General features: G+C 64.8%; 15 protein-coding genes. 5 read left to right on the top strand and 10 right to left on the bottom strand.

All coding sequences use genetic code 11. From position 1 onward, the window contains the following. Window positions 1-55: 55 nt before the first annotated feature. Window positions 56-1,453: a PepSY-associated TM helix domain-containing protein gene (locus KUV26_RS08680; protein ID WP_222508057.1), complete on the top strand. Its 1,398-nt coding sequence runs from the start codon at window positions 56-58 to the stop codon at window positions 1,451-1,453. A gap of 108 nt (window positions 1,454-1,561) precedes the next feature. Here the strand turns inward: KUV26_RS08680 and KUV26_RS08675 are convergent, their stop codons facing one another. Beyond that, window positions 1,562-2,290, bottom strand: coding sequence for an SDR family NAD(P)-dependent oxidoreductase (locus KUV26_RS08675; protein WP_222504387.1), 729 nt, complete (start codon window positions 2,288-2,290; stop codon window positions 1,562-1,564). A 133-nt stretch (window positions 2,291-2,423) separates the two neighbouring features. Between KUV26_RS08675 and argB the strand changes: the two genes are divergently transcribed. Next, window positions 2,424-3,284 (top strand): acetylglutamate kinase, encoded by an 861-nt coding sequence (gene argB, locus KUV26_RS08670; protein ID WP_222508056.1) that lies wholly within the window; start codon window positions 2,424-2,426, stop codon window positions 3,282-3,284. 103 nt (window positions 3,285-3,387) lie between these two features. On the opposite strand, the gene KUV26_RS08665 is transcribed toward argB, so the two are convergent. Continuing rightward, window positions 3,388-3,720, bottom strand: a complete 333-nt coding sequence (locus KUV26_RS08665; RefSeq protein WP_222504389.1) for a GYD domain-containing protein — start codon at window positions 3,718-3,720, stop codon at window positions 3,388-3,390. A gap of 313 nt (window positions 3,721-4,033) precedes the next feature. Here KUV26_RS08665 and KUV26_RS08660 point away from each other — a divergent pair, with 313 nt between their 5' ends. From KUV26_RS08660 to KUV26_RS08650, 3 genes are all read left to right on the top strand, one after another. Further along, the gene (locus tag KUV26_RS08660; RefSeq protein WP_222508055.1) at window positions 4,034-4,735 is read left to right on the top strand and encodes a ferredoxin; all 702 of its coding nucleotides are present in this window, start codon (window positions 4,034-4,036) and stop codon (window positions 4,733-4,735) included. Then, window positions 4,732-5,229: a SixA phosphatase family protein gene (locus tag KUV26_RS08655; RefSeq protein ID WP_222504391.1), complete on the top strand. Its 498-nt coding sequence runs from the start codon at window positions 4,732-4,734 to the stop codon at window positions 5,227-5,229. Before KUV26_RS08660 ends, KUV26_RS08655 begins: the two co-directional genes overlap by 4 nt. A 105-nt stretch (window positions 5,230-5,334) precedes the next feature. Next, window positions 5,335-5,787 (top strand): DUF411 domain-containing protein, encoded by a 453-nt coding sequence (locus KUV26_RS08650; RefSeq protein ID WP_222504392.1) that lies wholly within the window; start codon window positions 5,335-5,337, stop codon window positions 5,785-5,787. A gap of 67 nt (window positions 5,788-5,854) precedes the next feature. Here KUV26_RS08650 and KUV26_RS08645 read toward each other — a convergent pair whose 3' ends face one another. The 8 genes from KUV26_RS08645 to crcB form a co-directional block, all read right to left on the bottom strand. Continuing rightward, the gene (locus tag KUV26_RS08645) at window positions 5,855-6,646 is read right to left on the bottom strand and encodes an amino acid ABC transporter ATP-binding protein (RefSeq protein ID WP_315900094.1); all 792 of its coding nucleotides are present in this window, start codon (window positions 6,644-6,646) and stop codon (window positions 5,855-5,857) included. 12 nt (window positions 6,647-6,658) lie between these two features. Next, window positions 6,659-7,957, bottom strand: coding sequence for an amino acid ABC transporter permease (locus KUV26_RS08640; protein WP_222508054.1), 1,299 nt, complete (start codon window positions 7,955-7,957; stop codon window positions 6,659-6,661). Between the two features lie 3 nt (window positions 7,958-7,960). Continuing rightward, window positions 7,961-9,193 carry an amino acid ABC transporter permease gene (locus KUV26_RS08635; RefSeq protein ID WP_222508053.1) on the bottom strand — a complete coding sequence of 411 codons (1,233 nt, stop codon included), beginning with the start codon at window positions 9,191-9,193 and terminating at the stop codon, window positions 7,961-7,963. 126 nt (window positions 9,194-9,319) lie between these two features. Then, a complete protein-coding gene (locus KUV26_RS08630) occupies window positions 9,320-10,336 on the bottom strand; it encodes an amino acid ABC transporter substrate-binding protein (RefSeq protein WP_222504395.1) in 1,017 nt (338 codons plus the stop codon). 231 nt (window positions 10,337-10,567) lie between these two features. Continuing rightward, entirely contained in the window at window positions 10,568-11,272 is a 705-nt protein-coding gene (locus tag KUV26_RS08625; RefSeq protein ID WP_222508052.1) for an ATP12 family chaperone protein, read from the bottom strand. A gap of 3 nt (window positions 11,273-11,275) precedes the next feature. Next, on the bottom strand, window positions 11,276-11,944 hold the full coding sequence (locus KUV26_RS08620) for an HAD family hydrolase (RefSeq protein WP_222508051.1): 669 nt from the start codon (window positions 11,942-11,944) through the stop codon (window positions 11,276-11,278). After that, window positions 11,941-12,987 carry an RluA family pseudouridine synthase gene (locus KUV26_RS08615; RefSeq protein WP_222508050.1) on the bottom strand — a complete coding sequence of 349 codons (1,047 nt, stop codon included), beginning with the start codon at window positions 12,985-12,987 and terminating at the stop codon, window positions 11,941-11,943. Before KUV26_RS08615 ends, KUV26_RS08620 begins: the two co-directional genes overlap by 4 nt. After that, complete coding sequence (crcB, locus tag KUV26_RS08610; RefSeq protein WP_222508049.1) at window positions 12,984-13,364, bottom strand: fluoride efflux transporter CrcB; 381 nt, start codon at window positions 13,362-13,364, stop codon at window positions 12,984-12,986. Before crcB ends, KUV26_RS08615 begins: the two co-directional genes overlap by 4 nt. Between the last annotated feature and the right edge of the window lie 83 nt (window positions 13,365-13,447).

Here is a 13,447-nt window from a genome sequence, read left to right as displayed (position 1 = left end):
TGACATTTCCGCCGGCGCCCCGCGCGTCCGGCGCTGTTCTGACATGGAGAGAACAATGGCAACCAGCCAACCGCAGTCCGCGGACCAATCGCGTCCGCTGTCCCACAAATTCTACGCCGCCGCCTGGCGCTGGCACTTCTATGCCGGCCTGTTTGTGATCCCCTTTTTGATCATGCTGGCCGTCACCGGCCTGATGATGATGTTCATCACCCAATTCGATGGCCGCGACGGCGAGAAGATTACTGTCACCCATGGCGCAGCCGAACTGAGCCTGTCTGAGCAGGAGGCCGCCGTGCTGGCCGCCCAGCCCGGCGCCATCGCCGAATGGATCGGCCCCAAGGCCCCTGATCTGGCCGCCGTATTCCGGGTGAAAACGGATTACGGCCAGCGTCTGGTCGCGCTGGATCAATACACCGGCGAGGTGATTCAGATCTGGGACCGCCGCGCGGGCTGGTACGATCTGGCCGACAACATCCACTCCACCCTGCTGATCGGCGACACCGGCGACCGTCTGATCGAGATCGCCGCCGGTTTGGGCATCGTGCTGGTGCTGACAGGGCTTTACCTGTGGTGGCCGCGCCGCAATGCCGTCAGCGCCCTTGTCCCCAACCTCCGCGCCCGTGGCCGCGCGCTGTGGAAGAACCTGCACGCAGTGACCGGCTTCTGGATGTCGGCCCTGCTGGTCATCTTCCTGATCTCTGGTCTGTCGTGGACCGGCATCTGGGGCGGCCGGGTCATGCAGGCCTGGAGCACCTTCCCGGCAGACAAGTGGGACAACGTGCCCCTGTCCGACGACATCCACGCCAGCATGAACCACGGCTCCACCAACGACGTGCCCTGGGCATTGGAGCAGACCCCGATGCCCGCCTCCGGTTCTGACGCAGGCATCACCGGCGTGGCCGAAGGCGCGCCTGTCGATGCCGCCAGCCTGATCGCCCTAGGCCGGAGCCTGGGGATGGAGGGCCGCTTCCGCCTCGCCTACCCCGGCGGTGAAACAGGCGTCTGGACCCTCAACCGCGACAGCATGAGCGGCGACGGCGACAGCCCCTTCATCGACCGCACCGTGCATGTCGACCAGTACAGCGGCAAGATTCTGGCGGATGTGAAATACGAGGACTACTCCTGGGCCGGCAAGGCGATGGCGGTCAGCATCCCCTTCCACATGGGGCTGATGGGCACCTGGAGCTTCGTGCTGAACGTGGTGTTCTGCCTCGCGGTGATCTTTGTCTGCATCTCCGGCCTGGTGATGTGGGTCAAGCGCCGCCCTGCCGGTGCCGCCCGCCTGGCCGCGCCGCCGGAACCGGCAGAGATGCCGTTCTGGAAGGGGGCTGCGCTGATCGCGGTGCTGGTCTCGCTGGCCTTCCCGCTCACCGGCCTCGTGCTGCTGGCGGTGCTGGCGTTCGACGTACTGCTGCTGGGCAACCTGCCGGTGCTGAAACGCGCGGTGAGCTGACAGCAAACTGAGGGCAGCGCCCCCCCGCCGTCCCGGAAGCACGCCTTCTGCACGACGGAGGGCGGGACGGGTGCTGCCCGGCCTATCGGCCGGGCGGTGGATCTGCGGTTAAACGTGCTGCGCGCCGTTCACCTCGATCTCGGTGCCGGAGATGTAGGAGCTTTCCTGCGAGCACAGGAAATAGATCGCCGCTGCCACCTCCTCCGGCTGGCCCAGCCGCTGCATCGGCAGCTTCTCGACGATCTTCTCGGTGCCGGGCGACAGAATCGAGGTCTCCACCTCGCCCGGCGCAATCGCGTTCACCCGCACCCCCAGCGGCCCGAAGTCATGCGCCATTTCCCGCGTCAGCGCCGCCAGCGCCGCCTTGGACGTGGCATAGGCTGCCCCCGCAAAGGGATGCACCCGGCTGCCCGCGATCGAGGTCACGTTGACCACCGATCCCTTGGCCGCGGCCAGTTCGTCCTTCAACCCGCGCGCCAGCACCACCGAGGCAAAGAAATTCACGTGAAACACTTTGCCCCAGTCCATCAGGTCGGTGTTAAGCGTGTTGAGGCGCTCCCCCTCCGGCCCCTTGGGCGAAATCCCGGCATTGTTGACCAGGGCGTCCAGCCGCCCGTCCAGCAGCTCCTGAATCAGGCCAACAGCATTGATGGTGTCCGACGGGTCCGACAGGTCCAGCTGCACATGATTCTCCCGGCCGCCGCCCCAGGGGCACTGTTCGGGGAATGGCTGGCGCGAGCAGGTGATCACCCGCCAGCCTTCGGTGTTGAAACGGCGCACGGTGGCATGGCCGATGCCGCGGCTGGCACCGGTGAGCAACAGGGTTTTCTGGCGCATGGCGCTGCTCCGTGTAAGGTGGTATCCGGGCTGCAGCCTACCACCCGCACGGGCCGCTGCAACGGCACATTTCCGCAGCTGCCTTGGCAGGCCCCCAGGAAACGCGTAACACCCTGTCAGAGGGACCCCAGCGATGAAGAAACAGAATATGAACCGCGATTGGATTGCCACTGCCGAAACCCTGTCGAGCGCGCTGCCGTATTTCCAGCGCTTCTCCGGGGCGATTGTCGTCATCAAGCTCGGCGGCCACGCCATGGGCAGCGACGAGGCGATGGAAACCTTTGCCCGTGACATCGTGCTGATGCGGCAGGTCGGGGTGAACCCGGTGATCGTCCATGGCGGCGGGCCGATGATCAACGCAATGCTGGAAAAGCTGCAGATCAAGTCGGAGTTCGTGAACGGCAAGCGCGTCACCGACGCCGCCACCATGGAAGTGGTGGAGATGGTGCTGTCCGGCGTCGTCAACAAGCGTATCGTGCAGGCGATCAACAGCCAGGGCGGCCGCGCCGTCGGCCTGTCGGGCAAGGACGCCAGCCTGATCACCTGCGACCAGGCCGACCCGGATCTCGGCTTTGTCGGCGCGCCTGCGGAAATGGACCCCAAGGTGCTGCACGGGCTGTTCGAAAAGAACATGATTCCGGTGATCGCCCCGATCGGCGGCGGCCGCAACGGCGAGACCTACAACATCAATGGCGACACTGCCGCAGGCGCCATCGCCAAGGCGCTGCAGGCTGACCGGCTGCTGCTGCTGACCGATGTGGCCGGCGTCAAGAACGCCGAGGGCGAAGTGGTGACGGAGCTGAAGGCGGCGGATGTCGAGGAGATGACCGCCAGCGGCGTCATCGCCGGCGGCATGATCCCCAAGACCGAAACCGCGCTGGATGCGGTCCGGGGCGGCGTGCGCGCCTGCATCATCGTCGACGGGCGGGTGCAGAACGCCGTGCTGCTGGAGCTTTACACCGACCACGGCGCAGGCTCGATGATCCGGGCCTGACCGCGCAGGCAGCCGGACCGCAAGAGGGGCGCTGCCCCTCTTGGCTCGCCCGGGCCGTTTCGCCCCGCGATTTTTTCAGCCGGCTGAGCAGCGGCTCCGCTGATCAGCTTCCCGGCGACTTGTAGGCGCTGGCGAACTTGCCCGCCTTCTTCTGGATTTCCGTGAACTCGTCCGAGGTGAACGCCCGGACGGTCCTGAGGTTGCTGACAGCACCGCTGGCACCGGTCGCCAGCAGGGCAGCCAAGAGGCTGGAGACATCGTCGATCGTGACCTTGATCGCGAAATCATGTTCCCCCGTGGTCAGATAGAAGCTCTCCAGCTTGCCGCCCGCCGCCTCGACAAGGGCGCGGGCCGCAGCCTCGCGGTCGCTGGGGCTTTCGATCAGCGCCTTCATCGCAGAAGACGTGTAGTTCCCGGTCACGATAAATCTTGGCATTCTGTCACTCCCTGGGGCGGAAGATCAGGCCGGCCGCAGGCACGATGCCGGATACTCCGGCCTGCATGCCCCGGCCGCATCCTACCACGGATCACGATTCCGGCATATGACGAAGGCCGGACAGGCCTGCGGAACACCCGCCGCCGGCCGGAACCGGCGCATCGCGCGGCTGCGGCCCTGCAGCTTTCCGCCCGCTAGGCCCCGCCTGCCGCGGCAGGAAGACGCCAGCAGGCCAGACCCCGGCGTTTTTGCCCTGCGCCGCCGCCGCGCGGCTGCTAGCCTGCCCCGAAACCGACACTTCCGGACCCCGCCTATGAACCTGACCGCAACACCTGTCCCCGGCCGCGACGCCAGCCCGTCCTTCTCGGACGCCGAGGCAGCGGCCGCTGACGCCGGGCTGATAATCCAGGGCGCACTGCACCCGGCCCGCCAGCCGGTCCAGGCGCTGGAGGGCGGCACCCTGATCCTGCTTGGCACAGGCCCGGCCTTCTGGCCGCTGTTCACATCCAGCCCGGAATACCGCGATGGCGCCCCCGACCCGGTGGACCGCTGGTCGCAGCGGGTTGCCGGTGCGCTGGCGGAGCGGCTCGGCGGCACCGCCTATTTCCCCTTTGGCGGCCCGCCCTATACCCCCTTCATCAACTGGGCGCTGGCCTCGGGGCGGTTTTTCACATCGCCGTCACAGATGCTGGTGCATGATAGCGCCGGCATGATGATTTCCTTGCGGGGGGCCATTCATTTCAAACAGGAATTTGACATTCCCCCTCCGCCTTTGGCAAAGTCGCCCTGCCGAAGCTGCCCCTCCCGCCCCTGCCTGTCAGCCTGCCCCGTCAGCGCCCTGGCCGATGGCGGCCCCTACGATCTGGCAGTCTGCCACGGCTATCTCGACACCCGGGCAGGCGCCGGCTGCATGTCCGGCGGCTGTCTGGCCCGGCGGGCCTGCCCTCTGAGCCGCACCGCCGGCCGCGACCCGGAGCAAACCGCACACCACATGAGGCATTTTCATCCGCAATGACCTGCACCCTGATCCTGACCCGCCACGCCAAATCCGCCTGGGACACCAACGTGCCCAGCGATCATGCCCGCCCGCTGAACAAGCGCGGCCGCCGCTCTGCCCCCGCCATAGCCGCCTGGCTGCGCGAATGCGGATACGTGCCGGACCAGGTGATCTGCTCCTCGGCGCAGCGTACCCGCGAGACCTGCGAGCTGATGGAGCTGGGGGTGCCCGCAACCTTTACCGAGCGGCTGTATCACGCCAATTCCGACATCATGTTCAAGGTGCTGCAGCAGGCGGAGAAACCGAGAGTCATGCTGATCGGCCACAATCCCGGCATCGCCGCCTTTGCCCATTCCATCGTCGCCAGCCCGCCGGATCATTCCCGGTTTGACGATTACCCCACGGGCGCGACGCTGGTCGTGGAGTTCGCGATCGGCAGCTGGAAAGAACTCCATTGGAGCAGCGGCAAGGTGGTCGACTTTGCCGTTCCGCGGGAGCTTCTGGGCGAATAACCCCTGCGGCAGACGGGCGCATCCCGCGCGGGAGGCCTCTGGCACACGCGCAATGGCGTGACTAGATATAGAGCCGGACAGACTTTTGCCGGACTGGAGACCGTTATGCACCGCCGTTCCCTGCTGCTGGCCGCAGCCGCCCTGCCCCTCGCCGCCCTACCCGGCCTTGCCGCGGCGCCGCAGGGCGTCCGCATCATGAAATCCCCGACCTGCGGCTGCTGCACGGCCTGGGCCGATCATCTGGCTGCCGCCGGCTTCCAGACCGAGGTGCGCGACGTCCCCGACGAAGACCTTTGGGCGATGAAGGAACGGCTGGGCGTCAGCGGCGATCTGGCATCCTGCCACACAGCGATGGCCGGGCCTTACGTGATCGAGGGCCATGTGCCCGCCGCTGACATCCGGCGGCTGCTGTCAGAGCAGCCCGCCGCACTGGGCCTGACCGTGCCGGGCATGCCGATCGGATCGCCGGGGATGGAAATGGGCGAGGAGCGCGAGGCGTTCGATACCCTGCTGATCCTGGCGGATGGCAGCACAGAGATTTTCGCCAGCCATTCCTGACCGAAGCTGCCGCAACAAAAAAGGCCGGGCATAGCGCCCGGCCTTTCCGTTTGGTGATGCCGCTGCCTCAGTGGCCCAGGATCTGGCTGAGGAACAGCTTGGTGCGCTCGCTCTTCGGGTTGTTGAAGAACTCTTCCGGCTCATTCTGCTCCACGATCTGGCCCGCATCCATGAAGATCACCCGGTTGGCCACCTGACGGGCAAAGCCCATCTCGTGAGTTACGCAGAGCATGGTCATGCCTTCCTCGGCGAGCTCGATCATGGTGTCGAGCACCTCCTTGATCATCTCCGGGTCCAGCGCAGATGTCGGTTCATCGAACAGCATGATGCGCGGCCTCATGCACAGCGAGCGCGCAATCGCCACACGCTGCTGCTGGCCGCCCGAAAGCTGGCCCGGATACTTGTGGGCCTGTTCCGGGATCTTCACCTTCTCCAGGAAGTGCATCGCCGTTTCGATCGCCTCTTTCTTCGGCGTCTTGCGGACCCAAATCGGCGCCAGGGTGCAGTTCTCCAGGATGGTCAGATGCGGGAACAGGTTGAAGTGCTGGAACACCATGCCGACTTCGGAACGGATCTTGTCGATGTTCTTGAGATCATTGGACAATTCGGTGCCATCCACAACGATCTTGCCCTGCTGGTGCTCTTCCAGCGCGTTCAGGCAGCGGATCAGGGTGGATTTGCCGGAGCCGGACGGGCCCGCGATGACAATCCGTTCGCCGCGGTTGACGGTCAGATTGATGTCGCGCAGCACGTGGAAGGACCCGTACCACTTGTTCATGTTGGTGATTTCAATGGCAACCTCGTCGCTCACCTGCATTTTGGAGCGGTCGATTTCGCGGTCGGTCATAAGTTCAGACATATGTTGAACTCCTTAATGGTGGTCGGTGGCGAGACGGCGCTCGAGCCACTGCGAGTATTGAGAAATGCCGTAGCAGACGACGAAGAACAGAAGCGCGGCAAAGCCCAGAAGCTCCCAGTACACCCCGTTCCACTCGGTGGAGGCGAGGATCGGGCCGCGGATCATGCCAACCAGGTCGAACATCGAAATGACCGAGACCAGGGTGGTATCCTTGAACAGGCCGACGGCCACGTTCACGATGCCCGGGATGGAGATCTTCAGCGCCTGCGGCAGGATGATCAGACGCATCGCCTGGGGGTAATCCAGGCCAAGGCTGTCAGCCGCTTCGTACTGTCCTTTCGGCAAGGCCGCGAGACCGCCGCGGATCACCTCGGCGATATAGGCTGCCGAGAACATGGTGATCATGATCACCACGCGCAGGAACAGGTCGACGGTGCTTTCCGGCGGGAAGAAGTAGGCCAGCATCACCGATGCCACGAACAGCAGGGTGATCAGCGGCACGCCGCGCACGAACTCGATGAAGATCACGCAGATCCACTTGATCAGCGGCATGTCCGACTGGCGGCCCAGCGCCAGTGCGATGCCCAGCGGCAGCGACAGCGACACGCAGGTTACGCCCAGCATCATGTTCAGCATGAAGCCGCCCAGATCGCGCGAGGGCACCGGGGACAGCCAGGCATCCTCCGACGCGCCTTCGGGGATCAGCTCGCCGCCGATAAGCCAGACTGCAAGCGCCACTGCGATCGCTCCGAAAAAGCCGATTGCAAAGCTGCTCTTGCCGAACCTCTGGAACACGGCCGCGGCCGCTACGAAGCCCAGAAGCGCCACCACCGGCACCATCAGCGTTCCGCCCCAGATCAGCCAGAACGCCAGGAACGGGTAGACGGCGGTGAAGGCCAGCAGTTTGCGCGGCAGATCGAAGAACAGGACCGGGGCCGCAGCGACGAGGAAGAGCACCAGCGCCAGGTTCGGCCGCCAGTATTGGTCACCCGGGTACTTGAAGCCGTAGAGAAGCTGGTTCCAGCGCTCGGTCAGGACCGAGAAACAGGCCCCGGTCTTGCCCTGCAGCACTTCGCGGCACTCAGCCAGCGAGCTGGTGGTCCAGACCCCGTTCAGCACCCAGGGCAGGATGTTGCTCAGCACCATATATATCGCGGCCAGCGCCACGATGGTCAGCGCGGAGTTCGCGGCGTTGGAGAACAGGTTCTCGCGCAGCCATTTCACCACGCCTGTTTCCGATGCCGGCGGCGGGGCCGGCGGGATCTGGGTTTCGCGGACAAAGGCGACGGTTTGTGCGTGTGTATCGCTCATGTCTCAGCGCTCCTTCAACTTCACAGATGCGTTGTAGACGTTCATCACCATGGAGATCACCAGCGAGGCGGTCAGGTAGAACAGCATCAGGAGCAGCACGCACTCGATGGCACGGCCGGTCTGGTTCAGCGTGATGCCGCCCAGGGTTGCGGTGATATCCGCATAGCCCACGGCGATGGCGAGCGAAGAGTTCTTGGTGATGTTGAGGAACTGCGAAATCAGCGGCGGGATGATGACCCGAAGCGCCTGCGGCAGAACCACCAGGTTCATCACCCGGCGCGGGCGCAGGCCCAGCGCGGATGCCGCCTCGGTCTGGCCCTTGGACACCGCCTGGATGCCGGCCCGGACGTTTTCCGCGATGAAGGCGCCGGTGTAGATCGACAGCGCGAACCACAGCGCGATCAGCGGACCGCCGACCTTGATGCCGCCGCTGAAGTTGAAGCCTCTCAGCTCCGGGTATTCCCAGGTCAGCCCCATGATCAGTGTCAGCGCCAGGAACGGCACCAGCCAGGCTGCGAGGATCGGCAGCAGGGTCTTGGGGCGGACACCGGTGGCTTCCTGCTTGTGGTTGGCCCAAACGTTGATCTGATGCGCCACCCCCCAGGACAGCGCGAAACCGCCAAGGATCAGCAGCCAGTTCATCGCGGTGCTGGCAAAGATGCCGTTCTCGAACCAGGGCATCGGCGTGTAGATGCCGCGGTTGGTGAAGGCAAAGGAGTCAAACAGCATGCTGGCGGTGGCGTCGTCGCCGCGGAACGCCCGCGGCCCCGGCAGCACCGCCGTCATGATGGTGAAGATGATGATGATCCAGATCAGCACCGGGATGTTGCGGAAGATCTCCACATAGGCCGCCATCAGCTTGGAGACGAGCCAGTTGTTGGACAGCCGCAGAACCCCGGCGATCACCCCGAAGATGGTAGCGGTGATACAGGCCAGGAAAGCCACCAGCAGGGTGTTCAGCAACCCGACCAGCGCGGCGCGCGCGTGGCTGGACTGGCTGTCGTATTCAACCAGGGTCTGGTTGATGTCGTACCCGGCCGAGTCGCCAAGGAAGGTGTAGGAAATATTGAGGCCCGCAGCGCGGAGGTTCTGGATCAGGTTGTTGCCCAGATACCAGATACACAGGGCCAGAACGATCGCCGCAATCACCTGGAAGGTCAGGGAGCGATAGCGGGTATCGTTTATGAGCATAGACAGCCGAAAGCCTTCGGCCGGCGGGTCAGTAAGCGTTGACATGTATTGTGATCCCCTGACTCCGGCGTCCTGATCCTGGCGGGGTTGTCCCCGCTCCGCAGCTGGCCGGAGCTTTTTTCAGATAGGAAAAGGGCGCAGGAAATTCCTGCGCCCCTCCCGGTGGTGTGATTAGCGGAACGGCGGAGCGTACAGCAGGCCGCCTTCGGTCCACTGAGCGTTCAGGCCGCGGGCCAGGCCGACCGGAGTGTCTTCACCGATGTTCTTGGCAAAGATCTCGCCGTAGTTGCCCTGAGCGGCAATCGCGTTCTTGGCCCAGTCAGCCGACAGGCCCAGCATTTCGCCCAGGGTGCCTTCGGTGCCCAGCAGGCGGTTGATTTCCGGGTTGTCGGTGCCGGCCGCCATCTCGTTCAGGTTGGCCGAGGTGATGCCCAGCTCTTCTGCCGCGATCAGCGCGTTCAGGCTCCAGCGGACCACATCGCCCCACTCGTGGTCGCCATGGCGGACCAGCGGGCCCAGCGGCTCCTTGGAGATGATTTCCGGCAGGATCACGTGGCCGGCCGGATCGTCGAAGGTGGCGCGGGTTGCGGCCAGGCCGGAGGCGTCGGTGGTGTAGACGTCACAGGCGCCTGCCAGGTACTGCTGCTGCGCTTCGGCGTTGGTTTCGATCGGAACCGGCTCGTAGGAGATGTTGTTGGAGCGGAAGAAGTCCGCCAGGTTCAGCTCGGTGGTGGTGCCGGTCTGGATGCAGACGGTGGCGCCGTCCAGTTCCTTGGCCGAGGACACGCCCAGCTCTTTCGGAACCATGAAGCCCTGGCCGTCATAGTAGTTGACGCCCACGAATTCGAACTTCAGGTCGACGTCGCGGCTGAAGGTCCAGGTGGTGTTGCGGGCCAGCATGTCGATTTCGCCAGACGCCAGCGCGGTGAAGCGGGTCTTGCCGGTGGTCGGCACGAATTCGACAGCGTTCGAGTCGCCCAGCACGGCTGCAGCCACAGCACGGCACACGGCAACGTCAAAGCCTTCCCATTCCCCATTCGCATTCGGGGCCGCAAAGCCGACCAGGCCTGTGGTGACGCCGCAGTTCAGCTTGCCGCGGGCCTTCACATCGTCCAGCGTGCCGGCGGATGCTGCGCCAGCCGCAAGACCGGCAAAGGTCATTGCGCCCAAAATAACGGATTTTTTCATATTTACCTCTTCCTGATAGCCCGCCATTCGGCGGTTCTTATTTCCGGCGATCCCCCGCCGGATGTGAGACTGAAGAAGGGTTTACCCCTAATTCGCGCTCAAGTTTGGGCGCATTCATCAGCAAACGTCAAGGGCGCTATCAGGAAATTCGATGTACGAATTCCGCACGCGAGGCCGGCGCGCGGAATTTTGTTTCGGGTTCCCCCTGTGGAAAAGTAATTTCTTGTCCTCTCAGGAAAAATCGTAGAATCGCTTGGCGTGCAGGAATTCCTGCCGTTTCACTTCCGCCGCGGCCCGGGCCTCCTCGTCCTCGCCCCACTGCTCTTCCTGCCAGCGCTCATCCAGCCGCGACAGCTGCCAGATGCCGTCGGCGCTGCGCCAGCCGTATGCGGCGGCAAAGCCAAGGATCAAAGAGCCTGAAATGCCTACCAGATCGTGAAATGCGGCCAGTTGGAAGGGGGTCATGGCATGAACCTTTTCGCTCAGGACCGCCAGCGCCGCGGCCTCCTGCGGCTGGTGCAGGACCCCGGTCCGCACCTGCAGCCGGGCGCCGAACTCCCCCTCTGCCCAGTCCAGAACCGGGTCCCATTCGGCAGCCTGCCGGGCCGCCAGTTCCACCGGAGACTCCGCCCGGTAGCACAGCAGATCGGAGTCGCCGTATTCGGACAGCATCACCGCAACTTCGCTGTGCTGATGTGTCACCTTGTCAATCGCGGCATTGGCAGACCGGGTGCAGGGCATGGTTTTCGGGTCAACTGATTCGGTCTGGGCATCCCATTCCGCGGCAATCGCCTCGGCCATTTCCCGGGTCGGCACCGCCAGAGGCGCCTTGGCCGGGGTCTTCACCCGGCGGCCGTCCAGCTCCACCGCGAACCCCTCCGCGCTCTCCGCCACAGTGACCGCTTTCCAGAACCGTTTCTGCGCCCAGCCGCTCATCCCTTATCCTTTCCAGATCTCTGCCAGCAGCGGGCGCAGCTCCGCGAAATCGCGGATCAGGTAATCGGCGCCCAGGGTCTCTGCCGGATGATAGCCCCAGGGCACGGCGATGGTGATGACCCCCGCGGCGCGCCCCATTTCAATGTCAAACCGCGTGTCGCCGATCATCACGGTGCTGTCCCGGTCCGCCCCGGTCTCCGCCATCGCGGTCAGGATCATCGACGGATGCGGTTTCGACGGATGGTGGTCCGCCACCTGCCGGGTCACGAAACAGTCCAGTCCATGCGCGTCGATCAGGGCATCCAGCCCGCGCTGCGACTTGCCGGTGGCAACGCCGAGCAGATACTCCGGCACCTCGTGCAGCTCTGCCAGCGCTTCGCGCGCACCGGGATACAGCGGCGAATGCGCCGCCCCCGCCGCCTGACGCGACAGCATATAGGAGGACTTGTAACCCTCCACCAGCGCCTCGATGGTGGCGTCGTCCTGATCCGGTGCCAGCTCGGCCATGGCCAGCGGCAGCGACAGTCCAACGATGGACAGGATCGCCTCGCGCGGGGGCACGTCCAGGCCAGCGCCTGCAAACGCCTCCGCCATCGCACCGGTGATCGAGCCCTGGCTGTCGGCCAAGGTGCCATCGACGTCAAACAGGATCAGCCGCAGCGGTTTGCTCACTTCAGATCCTCGAACGGGTCGTCCGCCGCCAGGTCCTCGGTCCAGCCGAAGGTGTCCCAGCTTTCCTTCATATGATCGGGCAAGGGGGCCACCACCGACACCGGCTTGCGCGTGACCGGATGCTCGAACACCATCCGGCGCGCGTGCAGGTGCAGCTTCTTCGAGATCACCCCGCCGATCTGCGCGCCCCAGCCGTCGCCCAGGTTCTCCTGCCCCGAGCCGCCGTACTTGCCGTCGCCTGCAATGGGATGGCCCATGCCGGACATATGCGCCCGCAGCTGATGGGTGCGGCCTGTAATCGGCTCCATCGCCACCCAGGCGGCGCGGCTGGCAACGCGGTAGAGCGTGGCATAAAGCGTATGCGCCCGTTTGGCGCCCGGCGTGTCGTCGATGTCGTGCGGATGCACGTTGATCATCTTCTCGCCCTCGCCGGATTTGCCATGCCCCGGCGCCTTCACCAGCCCGTTCTTGATCTCACCCAGGTACGGCGTCGGCACGCCGGCCACCAAGGCCCAATAAATCTTACGGGTGTTCTTGTGGCGGAACGCGGCGGTCAGCGCCTGCGCCGCCTTGCGGTTGCGCGCCAGCACCAGAACGCCGGAGGTGTCCTTGTCGATCCGGTGCACCAGCTTGGGCTTGTCCTCCAGCCCGAACTTCAGCGCCTCGGCCAGCCCGTCCACATGTTTGGTGGTGCCGGAGCCGCCCTGCACGGCCAGCCCTGCGGGCTTGTTCAGCACGATCACATCATCGTCGCGGTAGATCACACAAGCCTGGATCATCTTGGCGTCAGCGTCGGAAATACGCATCTCGCGCGGGGCGGCAGGTTTCAGATCGCTGTCGGCCAGCGGCGGCACCCGCACCACCTGCCCCGCCTCGACGCGGGTATTGGCCTTCACTCGGCCACCGTCCAGCCGCAGCTCGCCCTTGCGGCACATCTTCTCGATGCGGCCCTGGTTCACATGCGGAAACAGCCGCCGCAGCCAGCGGTCGATGCGCTGACCGCTGTCGTCTTCGCTGACGGTAATCATCTGAACGCCGCTCATGCGAACACTCCCCTTGCGGCCATCAGGCCCAGAAACAGCCCGCTGACCGACAGGCCCACGGACAAAGCTACATACAGCGCGGCCTGCCCGAAGGCGCCGCGCTCGATCAGGTTGGCGGTCTCCAGCGAGAACGCCGAGAAGGTGGTGAACCCTCCCAGCAGCCCGGTCATCACCAAGGGGCTTGCCCAAGTCAGGTCCCGCAGCGCCGCCGCCACCACGAACATCCCCATCAGGAAGGATCCGAGGATATTCACCGTCAGGATTGCCACCGGGAAATCGTGATGCCCCAGCAGCCGGATGATGCCCAGCCCGGCCAGATAGCGGCACACCGCCCCGATTGCGCCGCCAAGGGCCACCATGGAAACCGAAGAAATCATCCCCGTCCTGTCGCGCGGGCGGGGTGTATTGTCAAGTTTTCGCCGCCATGCGTTCTTAGCATGGCGCTGAATTAAGTCTCTAC

The organism is Leisingera daeponensis (assembly GCF_019801465.1).
Lineage (GTDB): Bacteria > Pseudomonadota > Alphaproteobacteria > Rhodobacterales > Rhodobacteraceae > Leisingera > Leisingera daeponensis_A.
The sequence above is the reverse complement of the archived record's forward strand: the minus strand, read 5'-3'. Positions and strand labels throughout refer to the sequence as shown.

Coding starts and splice junctions, on each gene's coding strand:
- KUV26_RS08640 (WP_222508054.1), bottom strand. CDS start 7,957: ATGAGCGATACACACGCACAAACCGTCGCCTTTGTCCGCGAAACCCAG.
- KUV26_RS08665 (WP_222504389.1), bottom strand. CDS start 3,720: ATGCCAAGATTTATCGTGACCGGGAACTACACGTCTTCTGCGATGAAG.
- KUV26_RS08635 (WP_222508053.1), bottom strand. CDS start 9,193: ATGTCAACGCTTACTGACCCGCCGGCCGAAGGCTTTCGGCTGTCTATG.
- KUV26_RS08680 (WP_222508057.1), top strand. CDS start 56: ATGGCAACCAGCCAACCGCAGTCCGCGGACCAATCGCGTCCGCTGTCC.
- KUV26_RS08675 (WP_222504387.1), bottom strand. CDS start 2,290: ATGCGCCAGAAAACCCTGTTGCTCACCGGTGCCAGCCGCGGCATCGGC.
- crcB (WP_222508049.1), bottom strand. CDS start 13,364: ATGATTTCTTCGGTTTCCATGGTGGCCCTTGGCGGCGCAATCGGGGCG.
- KUV26_RS08655 (WP_222504391.1), top strand. CDS start 4,732: ATGACCTGCACCCTGATCCTGACCCGCCACGCCAAATCCGCCTGGGAC.
- KUV26_RS08645 (WP_315900094.1), bottom strand. CDS start 6,646: ATGTCTGAACTTATGACCGACCGCGAAATCGACCGCTCCAAAATGCAG.
- KUV26_RS08630 (WP_222504395.1), bottom strand. CDS start 10,336: ATGAAAAAATCCGTTATTTTGGGCGCAATGACCTTTGCCGGTCTTGCG.
- KUV26_RS08625 (WP_222508052.1), bottom strand. CDS start 11,272: ATGAGCGGCTGGGCGCAGAAACGGTTCTGGAAAGCGGTCACTGTGGCG.
- KUV26_RS08615 (WP_222508050.1), bottom strand. CDS start 12,987: ATGAGCGGCGTTCAGATGATTACCGTCAGCGAAGACGACAGCGGTCAG.
- KUV26_RS08650 (WP_222504392.1), top strand. CDS start 5,335: ATGCACCGCCGTTCCCTGCTGCTGGCCGCAGCCGCCCTGCCCCTCGCC.
- KUV26_RS08660 (WP_222508055.1), top strand. CDS start 4,034: ATGAACCTGACCGCAACACCTGTCCCCGGCCGCGACGCCAGCCCGTCC.
- argB (WP_222508056.1), top strand. CDS start 2,424: ATGAAGAAACAGAATATGAACCGCGATTGGATTGCCACTGCCGAAACC.